Raw genomic sequence first — 776 nt, forward strand, 5'->3', positions numbered from 1 at the left:
CTATAATCTCGCGTCCTTCCGGTGTATCCAAGACAACTTCATTCCCTTCGCGTGCTTTAATCAGGCTGCGTGCCAAAGGGGAAATCCATGAGATTTTGTTTTTAGCGGTATCAATTTCATCTACGCCGACAATTTTGACGGTTTGTTCACGACCATCTCCGCGCAATAAGCCAACGGTGGCGCTGAAAAAAATCTGGTCCGTGGCTTCACGCGCTTCAGGGTCGACAACGACAGCAGCTTCCAAGCGTTTAGTTAGGAAGCGGATACGGCGGTCGATTTCGCGCATACGGCGTTTGCCGTAAAGATAATCGCGATTTTCGCTGCGGTCGCCATTGCTTGCTGCCCAGTTAACGATTTGGACGATTTCCGGGCGCTCTTTGTTGACCAGATGATAAAGTTCGTCTTTCAGTGCCTGCCAACCGGTAGGTGTGATGTAATTTTTGGTTTCGGTACTCATGATGTGTCTATAACATAATTAAAGGCCGTCTGAACATTAATTTTCAGACGGCCTTTATTGTAAGTCAATTTACTTTATTCATCATCATCGCTATCGCTGATACTGATGCTGTGTTCCATTTTGCTTGGATGAACTTTCAAGCCGCCACAACCTGATTTTTCGGTAGAGAGACGGTTTAGATACACTTCATCGATATCGCCGGTTTGATAAACACCGTTGAAACATGAAGAATCAAAGGATTCGATTTTTGGATTGAGTGCTTTGACTACTGCTTCCAAGTCTTCTAAGTTTTGGAAGACGATGCCATCCGCGCCAATCT

At 45.5% G+C, this 776-nt stretch carries 1 protein-coding gene and 1 pseudogene; both read right to left on the bottom strand.

All coding sequences use genetic code 11. From position 1 onward, the window contains the following. Positions 1 to 457 (bottom strand): transcription elongation factor GreB (gene greB / locus ACTHUR_RS13460; RefSeq protein ID WP_440399035.1); only part of this gene is annotated, 457 nt, incomplete at its 3' end. Between the two features lie 74 nt (positions 458 to 531). After that, positions 532 to 776 (bottom strand): annotated as a pseudogene (locus ACTHUR_RS13465) (amidophosphoribosyltransferase); the annotation flags it as partial.

This window comes from Neisseria sp. P0021.S007 (genome assembly GCF_051956855.1).